This window comes from Aeromonas sp. QDB11 (assembly GCF_027705265.1).
Taxonomy (GTDB): domain Bacteria; phylum Pseudomonadota; class Gammaproteobacteria; order Enterobacterales; family Aeromonadaceae; genus Aeromonas; species Aeromonas allosaccharophila.
The window spans coordinates 46262-67854 of sequence record NZ_JAPDBM010000018.1 but is presented as its reverse complement, the minus strand read 5'-3'; the positions used below and the strand labels follow the sequence as shown (position 1 = coordinate 67854).

General features: G+C 57.8%; 17 protein-coding genes and 1 pseudogene. 10 read left to right on the top strand and 8 right to left on the bottom strand.

Going from position 1 to position 21593, the window contains the following annotated elements; genetic code table 11:
• Positions 1–73: 73 nt before the first annotated feature.
• The gene (locus OKC40_RS08490) at positions 74–325 is read right to left on the bottom strand and encodes a DUF1289 domain-containing protein (RefSeq protein WP_139408585.1); all 252 of its coding nucleotides are present in this window, start codon (positions 323–325) and stop codon (positions 74–76) included.
• Between the two features lie 150 nt (positions 326–475).
• Between OKC40_RS08490 and mltA the strand changes: the two genes are divergently transcribed.
• Positions 476–1627: a murein transglycosylase A gene (gene mltA / locus OKC40_RS08485; protein WP_019445143.1), complete on the top strand. Its 1152-nt coding sequence runs from the start codon at positions 476–478 to the stop codon at positions 1625–1627.
• Between the two features lie 118 nt (positions 1628–1745).
• On the opposite strand, the pseudogene yfaE reads toward mltA, so the two are convergent.
• The 5 genes and pseudogenes from yfaE to ubiG all read right to left on the bottom strand — a co-directional run.
• Positions 1746–2066 (bottom strand): annotated as a pseudogene (gene yfaE / locus OKC40_RS08480) (class I ribonucleotide reductase maintenance protein YfaE); the annotation flags it as partial.
• Positions 2063–3196 (bottom strand): class Ia ribonucleoside-diphosphate reductase subunit beta, encoded by a 1134-nt coding sequence (gene nrdB / locus OKC40_RS08475; RefSeq protein WP_005336708.1) that lies wholly within the window; start codon positions 3194–3196, stop codon positions 2063–2065. The gene nrdB and the pseudogene yfaE, both read right to left, overlap by 4 nt.
• An 80-nt stretch (positions 3197–3276) precedes the next feature.
• Positions 3277–5544 carry a class 1a ribonucleoside-diphosphate reductase subunit alpha gene (gene nrdA, locus OKC40_RS08470; RefSeq protein ID WP_270694045.1) on the bottom strand — a complete coding sequence of 756 codons (2268 nt, stop codon included), beginning with the start codon at positions 5542–5544 and terminating at the stop codon, positions 3277–3279.
• Between the two features lie 636 nt (positions 5545–6180).
• Positions 6181–6876 carry an HAD family hydrolase gene (locus OKC40_RS08465; protein WP_270794798.1) on the bottom strand — a complete coding sequence of 232 codons (696 nt, stop codon included), beginning with the start codon at positions 6874–6876 and terminating at the stop codon, positions 6181–6183.
• The gene (gene ubiG, locus OKC40_RS08460; RefSeq protein ID WP_270694048.1) at positions 6876–7592 is read right to left on the bottom strand and encodes a bifunctional 2-polyprenyl-6-hydroxyphenol methylase/3-demethylubiquinol 3-O-methyltransferase UbiG; all 717 of its coding nucleotides are present in this window, start codon (positions 7590–7592) and stop codon (positions 6876–6878) included. Before ubiG ends, OKC40_RS08465 begins: the two co-directional genes overlap by 1 nt.
• A 198-nt stretch (positions 7593–7790) precedes the next feature.
• Here ubiG and gyrA point away from each other — a divergent pair, with 198 nt between their 5' ends.
• Positions 7791–10544, top strand: coding sequence for a DNA topoisomerase (ATP-hydrolyzing) subunit A (gene gyrA / locus OKC40_RS08455; protein WP_111807006.1), 2754 nt, complete (start codon positions 7791–7793; stop codon positions 10542–10544).
• A gap of 111 nt (positions 10545–10655) precedes the next feature.
• Here gyrA and OKC40_RS08450 read toward each other — a convergent pair whose 3' ends face one another.
• On the bottom strand, positions 10656–12053 hold the full coding sequence (locus tag OKC40_RS08450; RefSeq protein ID WP_182937489.1) for an alpha-amylase family protein: 1398 nt from the start codon (positions 12051–12053) through the stop codon (positions 10656–10658).
• 262 nt (positions 12054–12315) lie between these two features.
• Between OKC40_RS08450 and OKC40_RS08445 the strand changes: the two genes are divergently transcribed.
• Positions 12316–12471 carry a hypothetical protein gene (locus OKC40_RS08445; protein WP_182937487.1) on the top strand — a complete coding sequence of 52 codons (156 nt, stop codon included), beginning with the start codon at positions 12316–12318 and terminating at the stop codon, positions 12469–12471.
• A gap of 170 nt (positions 12472–12641) precedes the next feature.
• Here OKC40_RS08445 and OKC40_RS08440 read toward each other — a convergent pair whose 3' ends face one another.
• Positions 12642–13697, bottom strand: a complete 1056-nt coding sequence (locus OKC40_RS08440) for a PA0069 family radical SAM protein (RefSeq protein WP_270694132.1) — start codon at positions 13695–13697, stop codon at positions 12642–12644.
• Between the two features lie 173 nt (positions 13698–13870).
• Here OKC40_RS08440 and OKC40_RS08435 point away from each other — a divergent pair, with 173 nt between their 5' ends.
• The 7 genes from OKC40_RS08435 (at position 13871) to pheT (ending at position 21590) form a co-directional block, all read left to right on the top strand.
• Complete coding sequence (locus OKC40_RS08435) at positions 13871–14458, top strand: tetratricopeptide repeat protein (protein ID WP_182937483.1); 588 nt, start codon at positions 13871–13873, stop codon at positions 14456–14458.
• A 234-nt stretch (positions 14459–14692) separates the two neighbouring features.
• Positions 14693–16621, top strand: a complete 1929-nt coding sequence (gene thrS, locus OKC40_RS08430) for a threonine--tRNA ligase (RefSeq protein WP_111808229.1) — start codon at positions 14693–14695, stop codon at positions 16619–16621.
• Between the two features lie 3 nt (positions 16622–16624).
• Positions 16625–17173, top strand: coding sequence for a translation initiation factor IF-3 (gene infC / locus OKC40_RS08425; RefSeq protein ID WP_075113580.1), 549 nt, complete (start codon positions 16625–16627; stop codon positions 17171–17173).
• An 84-nt stretch (positions 17174–17257) separates the two neighbouring features.
• Entirely contained in the window at positions 17258–17455 is a 198-nt protein-coding gene (gene rpmI / locus OKC40_RS08420) for a 50S ribosomal protein L35 (protein WP_005336688.1), read from the top strand.
• A 15-nt stretch (positions 17456–17470) separates the two neighbouring features.
• Complete coding sequence (rplT, locus tag OKC40_RS08415) at positions 17471–17827, top strand: 50S ribosomal protein L20 (protein WP_005336687.1); 357 nt, start codon at positions 17471–17473, stop codon at positions 17825–17827.
• Between the two features lie 379 nt (positions 17828–18206).
• Entirely contained in the window at positions 18207–19190 is a 984-nt protein-coding gene (gene pheS, locus OKC40_RS08410) for a phenylalanine--tRNA ligase subunit alpha (RefSeq protein WP_005351972.1), read from the top strand.
• A 12-nt stretch (positions 19191–19202) separates the two neighbouring features.
• The gene (gene pheT, locus OKC40_RS08405) at positions 19203–21590 is read left to right on the top strand and encodes a phenylalanine--tRNA ligase subunit beta (RefSeq protein WP_075113581.1); all 2388 of its coding nucleotides are present in this window, start codon (positions 19203–19205) and stop codon (positions 21588–21590) included.
• Positions 21591–21593 lie beyond the last annotated feature (3 nt).

The window sequence follows — 21593 nt, the reverse complement described above, 5'->3', positions numbered from 1 at the left end:
GCGGCCTTCGGGCCGCTTTTGGTTTCGTGTGGGAACGTTTTTAATGATGGTCGTAAACAGGTAAGGAAAGAGCTTAAAAATCCCAACCTGCTTGATCCGGTTGCTCACTTTGGGCGCCTTCCTGTGCCTTGCGGCGGGCGGCATCGACCCGTGCCTTGCGGTTGCGGCACAGGCGCATCACCTCCTGCTGCTCGGCAGGGGTCATGGTGAGCCAGTTGAAACGCTCCTCGCGATTGCGCAGGCAGCCCTTGCAGTAGCCCTTGTTGTTCACTTCGCAGACCCCGATGCAGGGGCTCTGCAACGGGAAGATTTCGAGCTGTTCCATCCATCACCTCGCACATCCTGTCACCTTGTTATAACCCAGCGGATCCCCTTTGGAGAAATCCTGCTTCAAGTGATTGATGTCGTTTGCTTTCCCCCTGCAAATTTGGCATCTTCCCCGCCGAGCATGGCTCTTGGCGTTATATGAGGACATATGAACAAACACGCGTACTGGCTGACCGCCGCAGTGCTGGGACTGGCCGGTTGTGCGGGCAACTCTGACAAAGCAGAAGTGCCCAAAAAACAGACCGACAACAGATGCTTTCTTAACTGCGAGGTGCCGGAAAATCTGGGCAAGCAGTATCTGGACGGGACCTTGCCAGAGGATCTGGTGAGGGTGGAGCGGGTCAATAGCCGTGCGCGTGCCGACTACAGCAAGTTTGGCCCGCAAAGCAGACTGGTATTGGAGCGCTCCGGCAAGATGACCCGCCGTTATGGCGAGCTCTATCACCAGCTCTCCCGCTGGGTCGCGGGCGGCGGCAATCCTGCCGACATCACCCGTTACGGTATCAGTCTGGCCCAGTTGGGCGGTGCTGATCGCATGGGTAACGTGCTCTTTACCGGTTACTACTCGCCGGTGCTGGAGGTGCGCCACCGCCCGGATGCCAAGTACAAATATCCCATCTATGCCATGCCCAAATGTGGCGGTCGCTGTCCGACCCGGGCCGAGATCCATCAGGGGGCCCTGGCCAACCGCGGGCTGGAGCTGGGTTACAGCAAATCCCTTATCGACAACTTCCTGATGGATGTGCAGGGCTCCGGCTTTGTCCATTACGGAGATGACGATCGGCTGCAATATCTGGGCTACAGCGGCAAGAACGGCCACGGTTACGTGAGTATCGGTCGGGTACTGATCGACCGCGGTGAAGTGCCCAAAGAGCAGATGTCGATGAAGGCCATCAAGGAGTGGGCCAACCGTCAACCGGAGGAGAGCGTCAAGGAGCTGGTGGAGCAGAACCCCTCCTATGTCTTCTTCGAGCGCCGCCCTACTAATGATGTGATCGGCGCGGCCGGTATCCCGCTGCTGCCGCTGGCGGCCGTCGCTGCCGACAAGACCTTGTTGCCGATGGGTACCCCGATCCTCGCCGAAGTTCCCTTGCTCGACAAAGAGGGTAACTGGACCGGCAAGCACCAGCTGCGGCTGTTGATTGCGCTGGATGTGGGCGGGGCGGTGAAGAAGGGGCACCTCGATCTCTACCACGGTATGGGTGAGAAGGCCGGTGTCGCGGCCGGTCATTACAAGCACTTTGGCCGGGTCTGGAAACTGGGCCTGCACCACGGGCCGACCGCTGCCCCCTGGTTGTAATCCTCTGAGGGGTTGGGCGTCTGTCATCGTGCGCCCGGGCAATGTGAAGAGACAAAAAGCCGCCGGATTGCTCCGGCGGCTTTCTATTTTGTGAGAGTGGCAGCTGGTGGCTGCGCCAGCTCTTCTGGATATCCAGCCGGATAGCGCCGACCGGTTTGCAGCAGCAGGGGAGGCACTCCCCCTGGGCGACGAATGCCAGCGGCACCGAAGGATAGTGCACCTTGCCAGCCATCAGTGGAGTGCGGCAGGCGCCGCAATAGCCGCTGCGACACTGGAACTCCACATGATGACCATGGCGCTCCAGGGTCTCCAACACGCTTTCGCCGGGATGGGCGTGCAGCACGGCACCATCCCGGGTATGTACCCGTGGTGCCACGACCGCATGCTGTTCGGCAGGTGCGTGCGGGGCAGGGGTCAGCGTGTTGGTGGCGTCACTCACAGCTCGAAATCACCCAGGTCGTCGGCATTGACTTCGCTGTCGATTTGGCCGACCAGATAGGAGCTTACCTCTACCTCTTGTGGGGCGACCTGTACGTTGTCGGATGACAGCCAAGTGTTGATCCAGGGGATCGGGTTTTGCTTGGTGCCGGCAAAGGCTGGCTGCAGGCCGACTGCGCTCATGCGCAGGTTGGTGATGTACTCCACATACTGGCAGAGGATGTCCTTGTTCAAGCCGATCATGGAGCCGTCCTGGAACAGGTACTCGGCCCACTCTTTCTCCTGAATGGCCGCTTCTTTGAAGATCTCGAAGCAGGCCTGTTCGCACTCGGCGGCGATCTCGGCCATCTCCGGGTCATCCTGGCCGGTGCGCATCAGGTTCAGCATGTGCTGGGTGCCGGTGAGGTGCAGCGCTTCGTCGCGGGCGATCATCTTGATGATCTTGGCGTTGCCTTCCATCAGTTCACGCTCGGCGAAGGCAAAGGAGCAGGCGAAGCTGACGTAGAAGCGGATTGCCTCCAGCGCGTTGACGCTCATCAGGCACAGATAGAGCTTCTTCTTGAGCTCGCGCAATGTGATGGTCACTTCGCGGCCCGCGACGGTGTGGGTCCCTTCACCATGCAGGTTGTAGAGGGCGGTCGCTTCGATCAGGTCGTCGTAGAAGTGGCTGATGGAGCCGGCGCGCTTCAAGATCTGTTCATTGGTCACGATGTCGTCGAACACCTGGGCGGGGGTGTTGACGATATTGCGGATGATATGGGTGTAGGAGCGAGAGTGGATGGTCTCCGAGAAGGCCCAGGTCTCAATCCAGGTTTCCAGCTCTGGAATGGAGACCAGCGGCAGCAGCGCCACGTTGGGGCTGCGGCCCTGAATGGAGTCCAGCAGGGTCTGGTACTTCAGGTTGGAGATGAAGATGTGCTGCTCGTGCGGCGGCAGGGCCTGATAGTCGATGCGATCACGGGAGACATCCACCTCTTCCGGGCGCCAGAAGAAGGAGAGCTGCTTCTCGATCAGCCGCTCGAACACTTCGTGCTTTTGTTGATCATAACGGGCTACGTTGACCGATTGGCCAAAAAACATCGGCTCTTTGAGCTGGTCGTTTTGGGTTTGGCAGAAAGTTGAATAGGCCATGGTTACCAGAATATGTGAATAGAGAAAACAGGAGAGCGGGAGCTTGTCGCTCCCGCCCGGTTATCAGTTCTTGCCGTGACTTAGATTTTGCAAGCCCCGCCAGCACAACCGTCATCTTGCAGGTCGGTCTGGGCATCGTCTGCACCATCACGGGTGTTGTGATAGTACAGGGTCTTGAGGCCGTATTTGTAGGCGGTCAGCAAGTCCTTGAGCAGCTGTTTCATCGGGACCTTGTTGCCTTCGAAACGGGCAGGGTCGTAGTTGGTGTTGGCGGAGATCGCCTGATCCACAAACTTCTGCATGATACCGACCAGCTGCAGGTAGCCGTCAACGCTCGGTTGCTTCCAGAGCAATTCGTATTGATCTTTCAGGCGATCATACTCGGGCACCACCTGTTTGAGAATGCCGTCTTTGGAAGCCTTGACCGACACCAGGCCGCGCGGCGGCTCGATGCCGTTGGTGGCGTTGGAGATCTGGCTGGAGGTCTCGCTCGGCATCAGGGCGGTCAGGGTGGAGTTACGCAAGCCCACTGACTTGATCTCTTCACGCAGACTTTCCCAATCCAGATGCAGCGGCTCGTTACACAGCGCATCCAGATCCTTCTTGTAGGTGTCGATGGGCAGGATACCTTGCGCGTAGGTGGTCTCGCCAAACAGCGGGCAGGGGCCGAACTCGCGGGCCAACTGCACGGAGGCTTTCAGCAGGTAGTACTGAATGGCCTCGAAGGTGCGGTGAGTCAGTGCCAGACCAGTGCCGTCAGAGTAGCGGGCACCGTTTTTGGCCAGGTAGTAGGCGTAGTTGATGACGCCGATCCCCAGAGTGCGACGACCCATACTGCCCTTCTTGGCGGCGGCAATCGGGTAGTCCTGATAGTCGAGCAGGGCGTCGAGGGCACGTACGGCCAGATCGGCCATCTCTTCCAGATCTTCCAGCTTCTCGATGGCACCGAGGTTGAAGGCGGAGAGGGTGCACAGGGCGATTTCGCCACTCTCGTCGTCGATATTGTTGAGCGGCTTGGTCGGCAGCGCAATCTCGAGGCAGAGGTTGGACTGGCGTACCGGCGCCACGCTCGGATCAAACGGGCTGTGGGTGTTGCAGTGATCGACATTCTGGATGTAGATGCGACCGGTACCGGCACGCTCCTGCATCATCAGGGAGAAGAGATCGACAGCTTTGAGGGTCTTCTTGCGAATGGCCGGATCCTGCTCGTACTTGACGTAGAGCTCTTCAAACTTGTCCTGATCGGCGAAGAAGGCATCGTACAGACCCGGCGCATCGGACGGGGAGAACAGTGTGATGTCACCGCCCTTGATGAGACGCTGGTACATCAGCTTGTTGATCTGCACGCCGTAGTCCATGTGACGAACACGGTTCTCTTCCACGCCGCGGTTGTTCTTCAGCACCAGCAGGCTTTCCACTTCGGTGTGCCACAGCGGGTAGAACAGGGTGGCCGCACCGCCGCGCACGCCGCCCTGGGAGCAGCACTTCACGGCAGTCTGGAAGTATTTGTAGAAGGGGATGCAACCGGTGTGGAACGCTTCGCCACCACGGATGGGGCTGCCCAGACCGCGGATGCGCCCAGCGTTGATGCCGATACCGGCGCGCTGGGAAACGTACCGCACGATGGAGCTGGCGGTGGCGTTGATGGAATCCAGACTGTCGTCGCACTCGATCAGCACGCAGGAGCTGAATTGGCGGGTCGGGGTGCGCACGCCGCTCATGATCGGGGTCGGCAGGGAGATCTTGAAGGTCGAGACTGCATCATAGAAGCGCTTGATGTAGTCCAGACGGGTATCTTTCGGATACTTGGAGAAGAGGCAGGCCGCAACCAGCATATAGAGGAACTGCGGGCTCTCGTAGATCTCGCCGGTGACGCGGTTCTGGACCAGATACTTGCCTTCCAGCTGTTTGACTGCCGCGTAGGAGAAATCCATGTCGCGCCAGTGATCCAGATGGGTGTTCAGCTCTTCGAAGTCGGCCTGGGTGTAGTCTTCCAGCAGGTGCTTGTCGTACTTGCCCATGTCCACCAGACGAGCCACGTGCTGGTAGAGGTGGGGCGGTTCGAACTGGCCATAGGCCTTCTTGCGCAGGTGGAAGATGGCCAGACGAGCTGCCATGTACTGGTAGTCCGGGGTCTGCTCGGAGATGAGGTCAGCCGTCGCCTTGATGATGGTTTCGTGAATGTCGGCGGTACGGATACCGTCATAGAACTGGATGTGGGATTTGAGCTCTACCTGGGAGACCGACACGTTGTCGAGCCCTTCGGCGGCCCAGTCCAGCACGCGGTGAATTTTATCCAGATCGATGGGTTCTTTGTGTCCGTTACGCTTCGTCACAAACAAGTTCATTGGCTGATGACCTTCAGTTGATTCCCGAAAAACCATCGCACAATGGCGCCACCCAGGCTCCGGCGGTGTGCGGGAGGTGGGTAGAGATTGTGCGATGAATCACAAGATGTAGTGTTATTTTAAGTTCGAGCTACAAGATAGTGAGGTCAGCCCGCCATTGCAATGTGTGGATAAGTGACGAGCTGTGGATAAATTGTGAGTCTTGCCCCATCAGTTAGTGACCGCTCACAGTGAGCGGGTTTTCATTCGTCCGCTCCGCTAAATGCAAGTCTCCCGATCGAAGATGGAAAATTTAAATAACTTTTTTTGCTTGCGAAACGGGGGGCTTTTTACTAGCAAACGGCGGCTGATTATCCCTTATGCAACAAGGGTCAAAAGCTGTCCACTTGTCGCAGCCGCGGGCTCAGCGTGGCAAGGGCTTAACATCAGACGATGGCGGTTTGTGGCCTGTATGTGAAGGCTGCGTGTTTGTCAAATGGGTATCCAACAGCCGGTAAGCTGCCTTTATTATCCATGAATAGAGGTGTGATGGCGGCGCAGGTTGTGAGAGCGTATGAGAGCGTAAATGAAGAGGTTCAAGAGGGCGGGGAGTCTCTCTCCGCCCCGTTATTGCACGTTACTCGGTAAGGCTGCGCGTCACACCTTGGCCGTCAGCTCGTAGCGCAGCCAGTGGTGCAGGGCCTGCACGGTATCGAAGTGCAGATCGGCGCCCCACTCGGCGGGATCCTCGTTATCGCTCAGATAGCCCCAGCCAGCGACGGCGGTGCGCATGCCCGCATTGCGGCCCGCTTCGATGTCCCGCACATGATCACCCACATAGAGGCAGTGAGCCGCCTCGACGCCCAGCTGGTCGCAGGCAAAGAACATGGGGGCGGGGTCGGGCTTGCGTACCGGCAGGGTATCGGCGCTGACGGTGACGCCGCAGCTGGCAAGCTGTGGCAGGGACGCCAGCAGCGGTTCGGTGAGAAAGCCCGGCTTGTTGGTGACGATGCCCCAGGGCAGCGCTTTTTCATCCAGCCACTCGATAAGATCCACCATCCCCTCATAGGGGCGGGTACCGACACAGAGGTTGGCCGCGTAGTAGTCGAGCAGGGCATTGCGCAGGCGCGTGGCCCCCAGCTCTTCAAGCAGTTCGTCGCCAAGACCCGCTTTCAGCAGCCCGAGCGCTCCGTGGGAGGTGGTCTGACGAATGATGTCGTCAGAGAGCGGCGCAAAACCTTCGTTTATCAGCACATGGTTGGCGGCGGCGCCGAGATCCGGGGCCGTGTCGAGCAGGGTGCCGTCCAGATCAAACAGCACGCAGCGCAGAGGCACAGGGTGAGAGGCGCTCATCAACCGTGCTCCGGGCGGACAAACTCCACCATATAGTTGACGTCAACATTCTTGCCGAGCTTGAACTGGTTGGTGAGGGGGGCATAGTGGACGCCGCTCATGTCGCGCACCAGCAGGCCAGCCGCTTCACCCATGCGACACAGTTCGGCCGGGGTGATGAACTTTTTGTGGTCGTGGGTACCCTTGGGCACCATCTTCATCAGGTATTCGGCCCCGATGATCATCATCAGATAGGCTTTCGGGTTGCGGTTGATGGTAGAGACAAACACCCGGCCACCCGGGCGAACCAGGGTCGCGATGGCGCGCAGCACGGAGGCCGGGTCCGGCACATGCTCAAGCATCTCCATGCAGGTGACCACGTCATACTGGCCGGCGGCCTCCAAGGCATGAGCTTCGGCGGTGATCTGGCGATATTCGAGCTCGACACCCTGCTCCAGAGCGTGCAGGCGGGCGACCCCGAGCGGCTCCTTGCCCATGTCGATGCCGGTTACCTTGGCGCCACGGCGCGCCATGCTCTCGGAGAGGATGCCACCACCACACCCGATATCGAGCATGCGCTTGCCAAACAGACCGCCACTTTTGTCGGTGATCCAGTCAAGGCGTACCGGATTGATTTGATGCAGGGGTTTGAATTCACCTTCCATGTCCCACCAGCGGGAGGCGATGGCGTCAAACTTGGCGATTTCTGTCAGATCGACATTGGCGTCACTGTGCATTTTTCGAAGATCCTGTGGCCGGGCGCCCGGTTATGAGTCATGGGCGCAATCTATTGTCCTGGCGGGCATTATAACGGACGGACTTTGTCACACCAGCCCGATCTGATACCCGATTTGTGGCTTAAGGTATTTGGCTCAGTGTGTTACCATGTCGCGCTGTTTAAGCCAAAGAACAACTAATTAGGGATAAGGCTTTCTATGAGCGATCTGGCCAGAGAGATCACGCCGGTCAACATCGAAGAAGAGCTCAAGAGTTCCTATCTTGATTACGCCATGAGCGTGATCGTAGGACGAGCTCTGCCGGATGTGCGTGATGGCTTGAAACCGGTTCACCGCCGCGTTCTGTTTGCAATGAACGAGTTGGGGAACGACTGGAACAAGCCCTATAAAAAATCGGCCCGTGTGGTCGGTGACGTAATCGGTAAATATCACCCGCACGGCGATATCGCTGTGTATGACACCATTGTCCGGATGGCGCAGGATTTCTCCATGCGTTACATGCTGGTCGATGGTCAGGGCAACTTCGGTTCAGTCGACGGCGACAGCGCCGCGGCCATGCGTTATACCGAAGTGCGGATGGCCCGCATCTCTCACGAGTTGCTGGCTGATCTGGACAAAGAGACCGTGGACTGGGTGCCGAACTATGACGGCACCGAGATGATCCCGGCTGTCATGCCCACCAAGGTTCCCAACCTGTTGATCAACGGCTCCTCCGGTATTGCGGTGGGCATGGCGACCAACATTCCGCCTCACAACCTCACCGAGATAGTCAACGGCTGTCTGGCGTTGATTGAGAATGGCGACCTCACCATCGATGAGTTGATGACCTATATCACCGGGCCTGATTTCCCCACCGGCGGCATCATCAACGGTCGTTCCGGCATCGTGCAGGCTTACCGCACCGGTCGTGGTTCCGTCTATGTGCGCGCCAAGGCCGAAGTGGAAGTGGACGACAAGACCAGTCGCGAGACCATCATCGTTCACGAGCTGCCTTATCAGGTGAACAAGGCGCGGTTGATCGAAAAGATCGCCGAGCTGGTCAAAGAGAAGAAAATTGAGGGCATCAGTGCCCTGCGCGATGAGTCTGATAAAGACGGCATGCGCATTGTTATCGAGATCAAACGTGGCGAGTCTGGCGAGATTGTGCTGAACAATCTCTACAAGCACACCCAGCTGCAAACCACGTTCGGCATCAACATGGTGGCGCTCGATAACAACCAGCCCAAGGTGATGAACCTTAAAGAGATCCTGGATGCGTTCCTGCTGCACCGCCGTGAAGTGGTGACTCGCCGGACCGTGTTCGAACTGCGCAAGGCGCGGGATCGGGCCCATATCCTTGAAGGTCTGGCGGTTGCGCTGGCCAACATCGATCCCATCATCGAGCTTATTCGTCACAGCGCGACGCCGGCCGATGCAAAAGCGGGCCTGGTTGCCAAGGGCTGGGAACTCGGCAACGTGGCGTCCATGCTGGAGAAAGCGGGCGACGACGCAGCGCGGCCAGAGTGGCTGGAGCCACAGTTCGGTATTCGTGAAGGTCAATACTTCCTGACCGAACAGCAAGCCCAGGCCATCCTTGACCTGCGTCTGCACAAGTTGACCGGCCTCGAGCACGAGAAGATCCTGGAAGAGTACCAATCTCTGCTGGATCTGATCGCCGAGCTGCTGCACATCCTGGCGAGCCCGGCTCGTCTGATGGAAGTGATCCGCGATGAGCTGCTGGCCGTGCGCGAGCAGTATGGCGACGAGCGTCGCACCGAGATCAGCATGTCCAGTGCCGAGATCAACATCGAAGATCTGATCACCCCGGAAGACGTGGTAGTTACCCTGTCTCACCAGGGCTATGTGAAGTATCAGCCGCTCTCCGACTACGAGGCCCAGCGCCGCGGTGGTCGTGGCAAGTCGGCCACCCGGATCAAGGAAGAGGACTTTGTGGAACGTCTGCTGGTGGCCAACACCCACGACACCATTCTGTGCTTCTCCACCCGCGGCAAGGTCTACTGGCTCAAGGTTTACCAGCTTCCGGAAGCGTCCCGTGGCGCCCGTGGTCGTCCGATCATCAACCTGCTGCCGCTGGAAGAGGGTGAGCGTATCACCGCCATCCTGCCGGTGAAGGAGTATGATGCCGAGAAGTATGTGTTCTTCGCCACCGCCAACGGCACCGTGAAGAAGACCAGCTTGTCTGACTTCAGCCGTCCGCTCTCCTCCGGTATTCGTGCCATCAACCTCAAAGAGGGTGATGAGCTGATCGGGGTGGATATCACCGATGGCAGCAACGAGATCATGCTCTTCTCCGATGCGGGCAAAGTCGTTCGCTTCGCCGAAGGCAGCGGTCGCGCTGATGCGGATGTCAGCGATGACGTTGAAACCGACGACGATGCCGGCAATGACGATGATGGCAGCGACAACGGCGAAGGCACCGAAAGCAAGGGCACCTTCAAGGGCGTACGCCCGATGGGTCGTACCGCTGCCGGTGTGCGCGGCATCAAGCTGGGCGCCGGTGACAAGGTGGTTTCCCTCATCGTTCCGCGTGGCGAAGGTGCCATCCTCACCGCTACCGAGAACGGTTACGGCAAACGTACCGCACTCAATGAGTACCCGACCAAGAGCCGTGGTACCCAGGGCGTTATCTCCATCAAGGTGGATGAGCGCAATGGCAAGGTGATCGATGCGATCCAGGTCGAAGATACCGACCAGATCATGCTGATCACCAACGGCGGCACCCTGGTGCGTACCCGTGTTGCCGAGGTGAGCGTCATTGGCCGTAACACCGGCGGTGTCCGTCTGATCCGTACCGGTGAAGACGAGACCGTGGTTGGCCTGCAGCGCATCGCCGAGAGTGACGAAGACGAGAACGAGAACGACGCTCTGGCCGTGGACGGTGAGGTATCTGAAGGTACCGATACCGCGACCGGCACTGATGCGGTCGATGCAGGGGAAGCGGGCGACGAGTAATCGTCTCCTGAGTCACTTGCCTCAGCAAAAAGAGCGACCCAGGTGGTCGCTCTTTTTATTTGTCTGCTTTTTATGACTGCCAGATAAAAGTAGGGCAGGGTGCTGGCGGGATCACTCCTGCAGCCACATTCTGGCGCTGCGGGCGGGCATGGCGACCCGTACCCATTGGCTCTGCACGTTGAGCACGGCACCTTGGTCGAGCACGTCCCGATAGTTGCGATACCAGTTCATTTCGAACCTAGCGGTATCGAGCCAGTACTCCTGCTCGTCGTCGCACTTGTTGATACCGACCAGCCCCTGCTTGCCCCGTTTGAACAGCACGAAGCAGTCGCCGCTGCCGACCAACTGCATCGGCTGACCCTGCACCGCATTGTGAAAGCGGATCATTCCCTTGAGATCGGCGCGCAGGTAGTAATCCTGCCAGCGCAGGCCGTCCTTGGCCTGGGTCTCGCCGTGATCCGAATAGACCAGCGGTGAGCCACCATCGCGCCCGAGCAGGTAGGCATAGGCCAGCTTCTCGTCTGTCTGGCTTAAGACCTGATAGCGGAAACCGTCGTTGGTGGGGATGTCGTGGGTCACGGCAAAGGTGACGGCGCGGCTACCCGGCAGGGCCTGACCATAGGCACCCGGATCCGCCAGCAGGTTCATGCTGCCACCGTAACTGAACGCCCCGCGCAGGGAGGCAAACAGCGGAAAGTCATAGGCACCCTGACCGCTGTTGTCGAGGTAGGGTTTGAGGAAGCGCTCGTAATCGGTGCTGCCGGCGCCCCCTGTGGTGATCACCTCGCCAAACACATGCATCCCCTGTTTGATCTCGGGGGTGAACACGGCGTTGATCTGGTAATCGCTCATATGTTTGACCGCATCGACCCGAAAGCCCTTGATCCCCATCCCCTTGAGCGCCTTGAGATAGGCCTGCTGCTGGCTCACCACCCAGTTGTTGGGATCCAGATCCGGTAGACCCTTGTCACCCGCGCCGCCACACAGGCGCCAGTACTGGACGTGGCCCGGATCGCTCCAGTCACTGATGCACCCTTCTGGATGAAAATCGGCGGCAGCCAGCAGGTTTTGCCCCAGATCGCCAAACAGCTTCTGGCGCTCGAAATAGGCTGGGTTGGCGGCGTACTGACCGAGCAGTTCGCTACCGGGGTAGTTGAGGTCCTGGCGCTTCCAGCTCTCGTTGGCCATGTGGTTGAGCACCACATCGGCATAGACGGCGATACCGCGCGCCTTCATGGCGGCGATCAGCTGCTCGAGATCCTGCTTGTTGCCAAGGGGGGTGTCGACAAGGCGCAGATCCTGCGGCTGGTAACGGGCCCACCACTCGTTGCCCGAGGACTTCAGGGGCGGTGAGATGAGTACCTGTTTGTAACCGGCCGACTTGATAAGGTCGGCTTTGGCGGTCACTTCACTGTACTTCCAGTTGAAGGCGTGCAGTATGACATCGGCGTGCGCCAAGGGAGCGATCAGCATGCCTGCGATCGCCCAGATTCCCGCTGTGTGTTTCATTATTGTGTCCCTGTTTTTATACATGCTTGAATGGGCAAGCCAGCTTTGGCGGGAACAAGGTGGGCTGCAATCCACAACCTGCAGATTTGTGACCGCTTTCAGGGTTGTTTCGCCGAATATGTGAGCTGTTTCGGCTTTTCCCCGCCACGGCCCGTTGCCTGTTTACAAGTGATTTTTTTGTCATTTCCCTGTCATCCCCAGCCGCTATCCTGCCGAGCGAGTGGTGCGCCGTTGCCATCACCTTCACCGTCAGGAGCTGCATATGACCAGTTGGATCACGTGGGAAATTTGGTGGAGCCGGGTATGGGGAGCGTCAGCGGTGCCGCAGTATGGCGAGGATGAGCACGAAGTGGCCCATGAACCCTCGCGACTGCCGGTTGAAATGGTGCAACAGGGTCGGGATCAGCGAGCAGGCTAAGGCGCTTGCCCTGTCTTTACCGGATAGTGCGATCATGTCGTGACATAGCTAATCCGTTGGAAAATTCGGAAAAGCGGGGTTCCTACAGGATGTGTCGCGGCAGGTCTTCCTCTCGACCTCTTGGCAGGCAAGGGCTGTGCACCTGATATATGCAGGGCATGAGAGGGGGATTAGAAGAGCGACAGCTGCTCCCCTGGGCGGATAAACCCATCCAGCCTGAGCTGAATATGGCGTTTGCCAAGTCCAAGGCGCTTGCTGATAAGGCGAAAGCGCTGGGCCAGCAGATCGGCAAAATGCCCCTCACCGCGCATGCGGGTGCCGAAGGCGGTACTGTTGAGCCCGCCACCGCGGCTGGCTCGCAACTGATTCAAAATAGCCTCCTTCTGGCCCGGATAGTGGGTATCGAGCCAGTCACCAAATAGCGGAGCCAACTCGTGGGGTAATCGCAGCAGGATGTAATCGGCGCAGCTGGCGCCAACCTCGGCGGCCGATTTGATGATCTGCTCCAGCTCCGGCTCATTGAGCCGCGGGATCATGGGGGCGGCTAGTACCCCCACCTGCACGCCAGCGTTGGCCAGCTTCTCGATCACTTTCAAGCGGCCGGCACCCGTGCTGGCGCGGGGCTCCAGCTGTCGCCGCAGGGTTTCGTTCAAGGTCGTCACCGACACCATCACCTGACACAGTCCCTCTCTGGCCAGCTCGGTCAACAGATCGAGGTCACGCAAGATCATGGCGCTCTTGGTTATGAGGCCGACCGGATGGCGATGGGCCAGCATCACTTCCAGCAACTGCCGGGTGAGGCGATAGCGCTGCTCGATGGGTTGATAGGGGTCGGTATTGGCGCCAATGACGATGGTCTGTGGCTGATAGGCCGGTTTGGCAAACTCCCGACGTAGCAGATCGGCTGCATTGCGTTTGGCAAACAGCTTGCTCTCGAAATCGAGGCCGGGGGAGAGCTCCAGATAGGCGTGACTGGGTCTGGCATAGCAGTAGATACAGCCATGTTCACACCCCTGATAGGGGTTGATGGAGCGACCAAACGGTACATCCGGCGAGCTGTTGTAGCTGATGATGCTGCGTGCATCGATCTCCCGTACCTTGGTGCTAGGCACAGAGGGGGTGAAGGCGGCATCCCAATCGGACGATTGCCAGCCGTCATCGACCGTTTCGACAAGGGGGCCGCTAAAACGGTGATCGATATTGTGGGGGCTGCCTCGTCCTGCCATGGTGCGCACTAGTACTGGTTATACATACAGTTATTTTGCAGGTGCCCCGGACAAATGACAACTACTGCTGAGCGACCGGGTGCAAAAAGGGTTGTCGCAGGGATCTCTTGCTTGATTGCGGCGCTACATTTCGTTTACATAGACAAAATGAGAACTGGATCACGGAAATCATCATGAGCCCCACCACTTCCCGCTGGCTGTTTATTGGTCTGCTTGCTCTAGTTATCTGGCGTCTGCTCCCGCTCTCTACAGAGCAGGAGATGGCTGCCGCCAACCGTGCCTGGCGTACCGGTCACTTCGATGAGGCGACCCGGATCTGGTCGCCACTGGCGGCGCAGGGGCAACCAAGGGCGCAGGCGCTGATGGGCTGGAGTCATGAGGTGGGGCAAGGGAGTGAGCAGGATATGAATCGGGCCATCACGCTCTATAATCAGTCGGCGCAGGCGGGGGATCCCTTCGGTCAATATCGGCTGGCGGATGTCTATTTGCGCGGAGCAGGCGTGAAGCGGGATCTGCGTCAAGCCTTTCACTGGATGGATCTGGCTGCCCGCAATGGCGATGTGCCGGCCATGCTGAAAGTCGGGGTGCTTCATCTGATGGGGGCGAGTGGGCGTGTCGATCTTTCTCAGGCGAAACAGTGGCTCTATCAGGCAGCGCAAAAGGGCAACAAGCTGGCGCTTCAGGTGCTGCAGGAGCTGGCACTAGCCGAGGAGGGGAACAGTCGTTTTGACTTCAACTGGCAATCCCTGCTTGGTGAATAGTCGGCAAGCGACTCATTTAACTGTAGAAAATCTCATCAAATCCGATACAGCCACGGTGACTTCTGGTAGCATGGTGCCGTTTTGGCTTGGTTTGTCACGTTAGACATGCTGTTTACGTGTCAGGCCGTCTTCGCAAAGTGCTGTGGAGAACCGGAACATCACCTTATTCGAATCTCTTTTTCCATCCCGCATGTGACCTTTGGTAGGGGTCACCACTGTATAAGGAAACACATAATGCCAATCATTACTCTGCCTGACGGCAGCCAACGTCAATTTGCCCACTCTGTTTCCGTCATGGATGTGGCCGCGGACATCGGTCCCGGTCTCGCCAAGGCGTGCATTGCCGGTCGGGTAAACGGTGAACTGGTGGATGCGTGCGAGCTGATCGAAGCCGATGCTGCGCTGGCCATCATCACCGCCAAAGACGAAGAAGGTCTGGACATCCTGCGCCACTCCTGTGCCCACTTGCTGGGTCACGCTATCAAGCAACTCTGGCCCCAGACCAAGATGGCCATCGGTCCTGTCATCGACAACGGTTTTTACTACGACGTTGATCTTGACCGCACCCTGACCGATGAAGATCTGGCTGCCCTGGAAGAGCGCATGCTGGCGCTGGTAGCCAAGGATTACGACGTCATCAAGAAGAAAGTCTCCTGGCAAGAAGCGCGCGATGTATTCGAGGCGCGCGGCGAGTCTTACAAAGTCGAAATCCTGGATCAGAACATTGCCCGTGATGACCAGCCAGGTCTCTATCATCACGAAGAGTACATCGACATGTGTCGCGGCCCGCACGTGCCCAACATGCGTCACTGCCACCACTTCAAGTTGCTGAAGATGTCCGGCGCCTACTGGCGTGGCGACTCCAACAACAAGATGCTGCAGCGTATCTACGGTACTGCCTGGGCTGACAAGAAGCAGCTCAAGGCCTATCTGCAGCGTCTGGAAGAGGCCGCCAAGCGCGACCACCGCAAGATCGGCAAGCAGCTCGACCTGTATCACATGCAGGAAGAAGCGCCCGGTATGGTGTTCTGGCACAACGATGGCTGGACCATCTTCCGTGAGCTGGAAACCTTTATCCGCGGCAAGCTCAAAGAGTACGACTATCAGGAAGTGAAAGGTCCGTTCATGATGGACCGTGTGCTGTGGGAGCGTTCAGGTCACTGGGAAAAATATGCCCAGGCCATGTTCACCACCCAGTCCGAGAACCGCGAGTACGCCATCAAGCCGATGAACTGCCCGGGTCACGTCCAGATCTTCAACCAGGGTTTGAAGTCCTACCGTGATCTGCCGCTGCGTATGGCCGAGTTTGGCTCCTGCCACCGTAACGAACCGTCCGGTTCCCTGCACGGTCTGATGCGGGTGCGCGGCTTCACTCAGGATGACGCTCACATCTTCTGTACCGAAGAGCAGATCATGGAAGAGGTCTCCGGCTGTATTCGTATGGTCTATGACGTCTACGGTACCTTTGGCTTCGAGAACATCGTGGTCAAGCTCTCCACTCGTCCCGAGCAGCGTATCGGCTCCGACGAGATGTGGGATCGCGCCGAGAAAGCACTGGCCGAAGCGCTGGAGCTCAACGGTCTGAAGTACGATCTGCAGCCGGGTGAAGGGGCGTTCTACGGTCCCAAGATTGAATTTACTCTGCACGATTGCCTTGATCGTGCGTGGCAATGTGGTACCGTGCAGCTCGACTTTGCCCTGCCTGGTCGCTTGGGTGCCACTTACGTGGGTGAAAACAACGAGCGTCATGTCCCTGTGATGATCCACCGGGCCATCCTGGGCTCTATCGAGCGTTTCATCGGTATTCTGACAGAAGAGTACGCCGGTCTGTTCCCGACCTGGTTGGCGCCGACTCAGGCTGTGGTCATGAATATCACGGATAATCAGGCCGATTATGCGGTGAAAGTAGCCAAAGCATTGAATGATGCGGGCATTCGCGCAAAAGCGGACTTGAGAAATGAGAAGATTGGCTTTAAAATCCGCGAGCATACTTTGAAACGAGTACCTTTCATGCTGGTCTGCGGCGATAAAGAAGTTGAAGCCGGTAAGATTGCAGTACGGACTCGTAAAGGGGCTGACCTGGGCACTTATCCTGTTGAAGAGTTCATCGCTCTGTTGACCCAGGAAGTTCAGACCCGCGGACAAAAGAAAGTGGAGGAATAAGCTATAAAAGGCGGAAAAAAACTGGGCAAGCAACCGCAAGCCCGCGCTCACCGGATCAATGAAGAGATCCGTCTGAAAGAAGTTCGTCTGACTGGTCTGGATGGTGAAGCCATCGGCATCACTACCATTCAGGATGCTCTGAACTTGGCCGCAGAGGCCGGAGTTGATCTGGTCGAGATCAGTCCAAATGCTGAGCCGCCCGTTTGCCGGATCATGGATTACGGCAAATTCCTCTACGAAAAGAGCAAAACAACCAAAGAACAGAAGAAAAAGCAGAAAGTCGTCCAGGTCAAGGAAATCAAATTCCGTCCTGGCACTGACGAAGGCGACTATCAGGTAAAACTACGCAACCTGGTTCGCTTTCTGGAAGACGGGGACAAGGCTAAGGTCACCCTGCGCTTCCGTGGTCGTGAAATGGCCCACCAGGATCTTGGTATCAAGGTTCTGGAACGCGTCAAGAACGATCTGGAAGAGTTGGCCGTAGTCGAGTCGTTCCCGAAAGTCGAAGGCCGTCAAGCTGTGATGGTCCTCGCACCCAAGAAGAAATCTTAAGGCCCACAAGAAATTGACTCACGGGTTCGCCCGTGAGTCGGTTCGCCTTGCGATTTTGTTGTCACTCACAATGCGGAGTATGAAATGCCGAAGATGAAAACCAACCGGGGTGCTGCAAAGCGCTTCAAAAAGACTGGCTCGGGTCGCTTCAAGTGCAAGCACAACCACCTGCGTCACATCCTGACCAAGAAGAGCAGCAAGCGTAAGCGTCAGCTGGGACCGAAATTCATGGTTTCTGCTGCCGACCACAAACGTGTTGTCGCTTGTCTGCCGTACGCATAAGGGGGGATGTGAAAAATGCCAAGAGTTAAACGTGGTGTGACTGCTCGAGCTCGTCACAAGAAAGTAATGAAAGCCGCCAAAGGTTACTACGGCGCCCGTTCCCGTGTTTACCGCGTAGCGGTACAAGCGGTAACCAAAGCTGGTCAGTATGCCTACCGTGACCGTCGCCAGAAAAAGCGTCAGTTCCGTCAGCTGTGGATTGCGCGTATCAACGCTGCAGCCCGTCAGAACGGTCTGTCCTACAGCCGTCTGATCAACGGTCTGAAGAAGGCTTCTATCGAGATCGATCGCAAGATCCTGTCCGATATCGCCGTTCACGACAAAATGGCTTTCACCGCCCTGGTTGAAAAAGCTAAAGCAGCTCTGGTTTAATCCAGTCCTGTTATAAACGTTAAAAGGAGGCTCAGGCCTCCTTTTTTGTATCTGTCATTCACGGTTTTACATCACTTTTTCCATTCTCCCGTCCATATTCTGTCCACTGTTTTACACGCGCTACAGATTTCTCCACACAAGGTGATATGTGCGAGATGACTTGTTCTACAAATGGTTCATATGCCAACAAACTAGATGTTTGTTCCACTATTTCAAGAGTGGCGGTGAGCCGATGAGACTCGCTTGATATAACAAAATGATTTGTAGGGAGAAAAGCCCACCTTAACTATGGTCAGCGAAGGGGCTTTTTTTGTATTATTCCCCTCTTGACCTTATTTAGCCTAAAGGCTCCTGTACCGGGAGTGGTGACGAGGAAGACATGCAACAGCTTGAAGAAGTAGTCGGCCAAGCCAGAGCCGAAATTGAGGGCGTGAGCGATATCGCTACCCTCGACGAAATCCGGGTCAAATATCTGGGTAAAAAGGGCTTTTTTACCGAGCAGATGAAGGGCCTGGGTGCCTTGTCTGCCGAAGAGCGTCCCGCCGCGGGCGCCGTGATCAACCAGGCCAAACAGCAGGTTCAGGATGCCCTGAACGAGCGTCGTGAAGCACTCGAAGTCGCCGTGCTGAACCAGAAGCTGGCCGCAGAGACCATCGACGTCAGCCTGCCGGGCCGCCGCATCGAGAATGGCGGTCTGCACCCGGTAACCCGCACCATCGAACGCATCGAGCGCCTGTTTGGCGAGATGGGCTTCAAGGTGGCCCGTGGTCCCGAGATTGAAGATGGCTTCCACAACTTCGATGCGCTGAATATTCCGGCTCACCATCCGGCGCGTACCGATCACGATACCTTCTACTTCAATCCTGATCTGATGCTGCGTACCCACACCTCCGGTGTGCAGATCCGCACCATGCAGCAGCAACAGCCGCCGATCCGCATCATTGCACCGGGCCGCGTCTATCGTAACGACTACGACATGACCCACACCCCGATGTTCCATCAGGTTGAAGGTCTGTTGGTTGACGAGCATGCCAGCTTTACCGAGCTGAAGGGCATTTTGCACGACTTCCTGCGCAACTACTTCGAGGAAGACCTGACCATTCGCTTCCGTCCTTCCTATTTCCCGTTCACTGAGCCGAGTGCCGAAGTAGACGTGATGGGCAAGAATGGCAAGTGGCTGGAAGTGCTGGGTTGCGGCATGGTGCACCCGAACGTACTGCGTTCGGTTGGTATCGATCCGGAAAAATACTCCGGCTTTGCCTTCGGCATGGGCGTTGAGCGCCTGACCATGCTGCGTTACGGGGTCAACGACCTGCGTGCCTTCTTCGAAAACGACCTGCGCTTCCTCAAGCAGTTCAAGTAAGGGCGAGAGAACATGAAATTCAGCAAATCCTGGGTGATGGAGTGGGTCCGCACCGAGTTGAGTGACAATGCACTGGCCGAGCAGATCACCATGGCCGGTCTGGAAGTGGACGCCGTGGAAGCGGTGGCTGGCCAGTTCAACAATGTGGTGGTGGGTGAAGTGGTCGAGTGCGCCCAGCACCCGGACGCCGACAAGCTGCGGGTGACCAAGGTCAACGTGGGCGAGGCCGAGCTGCTTGATATCGTCTGCGGTGCGCCGAACTGCCGTCAGGGCTTGAAAGTGTGTGTGGCCAAAGTAGGGGCGACCCTGCCGGGTGATTTCACCATCAAGAAAGCCAAGCTGCGTGGCCAGCCGTCTCACGGCATGCTCTGCTCTTTCAGTGAGCTGGGTATCGACGTTGAAGCCGATGGCATCATCGAGCTGCCGGCCGATGCCCCCATCGGTACCGATATTCGCGACTACCTCAATCTGAACGACGTCTCCATCGACGTGGATCTGACCCCGAACCGAGCCGATTGCCTCGGTATCGCCGGTCTGGCCCGTGAGATCGGTGTGCTCAACAGCGTGGACGTGGTCGAGCCGACCTGGGCGCCAGCTGTTGCCACTATCGATGCGACCTTCCCGATCCGGGTGGAGGCGCCAGCCGACTGCCCCCGTTATCTGGGGCGCGTCATCAAGGGGCTGAACCTCAAGGCCCAGAGCCCGCTCTGGATGCAAGAGAAGCTGCGTCGTGGCGGCATTCGCTCCATCGACGCTATCGTCGACATCACCAACTACCTGCTGCTGGAATTCGGTCAGCCGATGCATGCCTTCGATCTGGCGACGCTTGAAGGGGAACTGGTGGTGCGTCGCGCTCGTAGCGATGAGCCGATGACTCTGCTCGACGGCAACGAAGTGAAGCTCAAAGAGACTACTCTGGTGATTGCCGATGCCAAAGGCCCTGCCTGCATGGCCGGCATCTTCGGCGGCAATCGCACCGGTGTTTCCGAGACCACTACCGACATCCTGCTGGAGTGTGCCTTCTTTGCGCCGCTCTCCATCACCGGTCGTGCTCGCGCTTACGGTCTGCACACCGACTCTTCCCATCGCTTCGAGCGCGGGGTGGATCCCGAGCTGCAAGCCAAGGTGATGGATCGTGCCACCCGCCTGCTGCTGGATATCTGTGGCGGCGAAGCCGGTCCGGTCATCGAGGTCAAATCCGATGCCCATCTGCCGAAAGCGGAACCCATCCGCTTGCGTCGTAGCAAGCTCGACAAGGTGATCGGTATCAGCGTGGCTGATGCCCAAGTGGTTGAGATCCTGACTCGCCTCGGCATGCAGGTCACTGTGGATGCTGACGGCTGGACTGCGCTGGCGCCCTCCTGGCGTTTCGATATCGCTATCGAGGAAGACCTCATTGAGGAAGTGGCCCGCATCTACGGCTACAACAATATCCCGAACCTCAAACCCGCCGCCTCTCTGGCGATGGTTGAGCAGGCAGAAGGGCAGGTGACCCTGAAGCGCGTGCGTGACCTGCTGGTTGACCGCGGTTTCCAGGAAGCGATCACCTACAGCTTCGTCGATCCCAAGACCCAGCAAACCCTGTTCCCGCAGAGCGATGCCATCGTGCTGCCGAACCCGATTTCGGTCGAGATGTCCGCTATGCGCGTCTCTCTGTTCCCGGGTCTTGTGCAAGCCGTCGTCTACAACCAGAACCGTCAGCAGCCGCGCGTGCGTCTATTCGAGCAGGGTCTGCGTTTCATCAAAGATGAAAGCGCCGAGAACGGCATCCGTCAAGAGCCGATGCTGGCCGGTATCATCACTGGCAACCAGAGTGACGAGCACTGGGACATCAAAACCCGCGCAGCCGACTTCTTTGATTTGAAAGGGGATCTGGAAGCGGTGCTGGACTTGACCGCCGAAGGGGCCACCTTTACCTTCGAGCGTACCGAGCACAGCGCCCTGCACCCGGGCCAGAGCGCAGCCATCCTGCGTAATTGCGAGATCATCGGCCACATCGGCGTGATCCACCCGAGCCTCGAGAAGAAGCTGGGCCTCAAGAGCCGTGCGGTGATGTTTGAGCTGGAGCTGGACAAGCTGACCCCGGCCAAGGTGCCGGTGGCTGCCGAAGTTTCCAAGTTCCCGGCGAACCGTCGCGACATCGCCGTCGTGGTCGATCGTCAGGTTCTGGCAGGTGATGTGCTTGCGGTAATTAAAAAAGTTGGCGGAAATCAGGTAGTTGGAATAAACTTGTTTGACGTATACCAGGGTGCTGGTATGGCAGAGGACAAGAAGAGCCTGGCCATCAGTCTTGTATTGCAAGATACCCAGCGCACCCTGGAGGAGAAAGAGATTGCCGAGACCGTAGACAATGTCGTGCGGGCCCTTGGTGAAGAGTTGAATGCATCCTTGAGGGATTGATCT

Bases quoted from the DNA above. Each gene is read 5' to 3' on its own strand.
- OKC40_RS08490 (WP_139408585.1), bottom strand. From the start codon at position 325: ATGGAACAGCTCGAAATCTTCCCGTTGCAGAGCCCCTGCATCGGGGTC.
- mltA (WP_019445143.1), top strand. From the start codon at position 476: ATGAACAAACACGCGTACTGGCTGACCGCCGCAGTGCTGGGACTGGCC.
- nrdB (WP_005336708.1), bottom strand. From the start codon at position 3,196: ATGGCCTATTCAACTTTCTGCCAAACCCAAAACGACCAGCTCAAAGAG.
- nrdA (WP_270694045.1), bottom strand. From the start codon at position 5,544: ATGAACTTGTTTGTGACGAAGCGTAACGGACACAAAGAACCCATCGAT.
- OKC40_RS08465 (WP_270794798.1), bottom strand. From the start codon at position 6,876: ATGAGCGCCTCTCACCCTGTGCCTCTGCGCTGCGTGCTGTTTGATCTG.
- ubiG (WP_270694048.1), bottom strand. From the start codon at position 7,592: ATGCACAGTGACGCCAATGTCGATCTGACAGAAATCGCCAAGTTTGAC.
- gyrA (WP_111807006.1), top strand. From the start codon at position 7,791: ATGAGCGATCTGGCCAGAGAGATCACGCCGGTCAACATCGAAGAAGAG.
- OKC40_RS08450 (WP_182937489.1), bottom strand. From the start codon at position 12,053: ATGAAACACACAGCGGGAATCTGGGCGATCGCAGGCATGCTGATCGCT.
- OKC40_RS08445 (WP_182937487.1), top strand. From the start codon at position 12,316: ATGACCAGTTGGATCACGTGGGAAATTTGGTGGAGCCGGGTATGGGGA.
- OKC40_RS08440 (WP_270694132.1), bottom strand. From the start codon at position 13,697: ATGGCAGGACGAGGCAGCCCCCACAATATCGATCACCGTTTTAGCGGC.
- OKC40_RS08435 (WP_182937483.1), top strand. From the start codon at position 13,871: ATGAGCCCCACCACTTCCCGCTGGCTGTTTATTGGTCTGCTTGCTCTA.
- thrS (WP_111808229.1), top strand. From the start codon at position 14,693: ATGCCAATCATTACTCTGCCTGACGGCAGCCAACGTCAATTTGCCCAC.
- rpmI (WP_005336688.1), top strand. From the start codon at position 17,258: ATGCCGAAGATGAAAACCAACCGGGGTGCTGCAAAGCGCTTCAAAAAG.
- rplT (WP_005336687.1), top strand. From the start codon at position 17,471: ATGCCAAGAGTTAAACGTGGTGTGACTGCTCGAGCTCGTCACAAGAAA.
- pheS (WP_005351972.1), top strand. From the start codon at position 18,207: ATGCAACAGCTTGAAGAAGTAGTCGGCCAAGCCAGAGCCGAAATTGAG.
- pheT (WP_075113581.1), top strand. From the start codon at position 19,203: ATGAAATTCAGCAAATCCTGGGTGATGGAGTGGGTCCGCACCGAGTTG.